Origin of the sequence: Mesorhizobium sp. M2A.F.Ca.ET.039.01.1.1 (genome assembly GCF_003998035.1) — a bacterium.
Lineage (GTDB): Bacteria > Pseudomonadota > Alphaproteobacteria > Rhizobiales > Rhizobiaceae > Mesorhizobium.
On record NZ_RZRY01000855.1, the window covers coordinates 1 to 2,343 of the forward strand.

Below are 2,343 nucleotides of genomic sequence, written 5' to 3' on the forward strand. Positions count from 1 at the left end.
GTTGGGCTTCAGGGGGGCGAGGGAGCTGTCGAAGGCGAAGATCGCCCGGTGGGTTCCCTTCCTGTCTCCGTGGGCGTTCCTGGTCTCCGTCACCCTGACTCTGACCCAGTCGGTGGGTCCCTGCGCGTAGATCTCGTTGCCGAGCGCGTCCTTGCCGGGCTCTATCCTGAAGAACGGCATCGGGACCCAGCGGTCGAGGAATACCTGGAGCGCCTGCGCCTTTGTGATGTCGTACGCCTCGTCGCCGCCTTTCTGGGGATATGGCTGCTCGCCGGAATCAGGATCGTCGTCGGTCCAGTTGGGCAGCAGGCGGGCCAAGGGCTTCCCGTCAGGTCCCGTCTCGGCGGGCGACACCCTTTCGACGAAGGACCGCGACAGGCGGGGGGATCCGTCGAAGTCGAATCCGAACTCAACGAACTGGATGCCGCTATCCGGAACCAGGGTGAAGCCGTCCCCGAAATCGGCGAGGTTGGTCAGCATTGATGCATCCTGTCTGGCTGGCGGCGGCCTGCGTCGGTCATGGGACGTCGAACTCCAGGACTTTCTGGATCGCGGTGCGAGACTCCTGCGCCGCATGTCCGCGCCCGGTTTTCTCGCTTTGCCCCCGCTTCAGGATCACGGTGAAATCCGTCCCGCCGTTCTCCCGCAAGCGGTAGGGCCTGACGCCTATCTCGTAGTGGCCTGGCGGCGGCGATTGATCGCCCCACGTCACGTTCTCGACGGAATGCGGCTGGTCTCCCGAGATGTTCATGTCGAGCCGATGCTGGCCGCCGCAGTGGTTTCCTCCCAGCGGAATGACCTGGCCGTCGGGACACGTGACGTAAAGGTCGAGGTCGGACGGGCCGTCCCACGTCAAGGTGACGGCCGTCTCGCCTGCGGTCATCGTGATCCCCTTTTCCTTAAGGAGCTTGTCGGCGTCCACCGCCGCGCTGTCTCTCGGCGGAGCCGTCGGCTGGGCAGGCTGGCACGAGTTCAGGTGCCGGCGCAGCTGCTCCTCGAGCACGGCCGACTCGGCCATCAGCTCCTGGGTTCTCGCGCTGGCCTGGTCCACCTCGGGCAGCGGGGCGGCAAGCGCGCAATAGGCTCCGCCTCCCTTCCCGAAGGCGGTGACCCCGAAGGGAAGGTTAACGCCGCAGGCCGGCAGAAGCAGCCAAGCGACCGCGGCGGCAAGCGCGATGGGGACGAGCCACATGAGGGCTCTCGCGAGCGGCCCCCACGGCCTTGCGGCGGGTGAGCGCGGAGGTTCCTCGACCTTGCCCTCCGGTTGCGGGATGCGGTCCGTTGGCGCGGTGATCGTCCCGCCGCCGCTTGTCTTTCCGCTGTGGCTTTCGTATCCCCATGCCGTGAGGACGAGCGTCCCGTCGCCCTCCGAGACCCAGACGTTCTCCTCCGCCGGGTATGTCACCGCGTAGCGCAGCGCGGTTACCGTGGACCTGGAGGCGGGGTCGCCCCGGGCCTCGCGCGCCGCAGCGGCACGCAGGACCGCGTCGACGGCCTGGCGGAGGCGCGCCCTGTAGGCGTCCGCCGTCTCCTGGGGGAGCGCCGTCATCCGCACGAGCGGCTCCTCGCGCTCCGTGTACCAGTCTATCCCCGCGCCGTCCTTGCGGGGCACCGGCTCCGCCAGCTCGAGGCCGATCCCGTTGGGGAATTCCCGGCTGAGCACGGCCTGCATCCGATGGACCGACCGCTCGGCGGTGGACCCGAGCGGGCGCATGAGGCTGAGCTCGGTTGTTGCGAAGAACTGGCTCACTGGGCGGCCCCCGGCTGCCCGGCCGCGACAGCCCCGGCGGCAGGGGCGCATAGCGTGCTCGCCGTGGCCGCCGTCACGCCGTTCGAGGACAGGAACTGGATCGCGTCGCGCGCGCTGAGGGAGAAGTTCAGCTTCTGGGCGTTCTCGTTGTCAAGGATCATGAATGTGTTCACCCCGACCGCCCTGCCGCAGGCGTCCGCCAGCGGACCGCCGCTGTTGCCGCGCGAGACGTTCGCCGAGTGGGTGATGACCTTGGTCGTCCCGTCCCGGGGCAGCGCCATGACGTTGCCCACCGTGGTGACTATCTCGAGATTGCCTATCCCGCTGGTGTCGCCGTTGATGATGTCCCGGTAAGTCCTGTCCATGGACATCACGAAGCCAGGAAAGCCGCCCGCGACGACGCTGTCCAGCCTGCCGATCTCGGTCGAGAGCTGCAGGGGCGTCACGCCGCCGGGCGCGTCGTCCACCTGCAGGAGGGCGAAGTCCGGCTGCCCGGCCTCGCTGCCGGCGGACGTTGCGACGACATGCGCCTGAACCGCGCGGCCGAGCGCCTTGCTGGCCACGTACACCGTGTCGCCGGCGCCCTCTACGAC

At 68.6% G+C, this 2,343-nt stretch carries 3 protein-coding genes; all 3 read right to left on the reverse strand.

Going from position 1 to position 2,343, the window contains the following annotated elements; translation table 11 throughout:
• A partial coding sequence (locus EOA24_RS34660) for a virulence factor SrfB (protein ID WP_189354485.1) occupies nt 1-480 on the reverse strand: 480 nt, incomplete at its 3' end.
• A 37-nt stretch (nt 481-517) separates the two neighbouring features.
• Complete coding sequence (locus tag EOA24_RS34665; RefSeq protein WP_127410626.1) at nt 518-1,750, reverse strand: hypothetical protein; 1,233 nt, start codon at nt 1,748-1,750, stop codon at nt 518-520.
• Nucleotides 1,747-2,343: serine protease (locus EOA24_RS34670; protein WP_133374781.1), on the reverse strand; the 597-nt coding region annotated here is incomplete at its 5' end. The genes EOA24_RS34665 and EOA24_RS34670, both read right to left, overlap by 4 nt.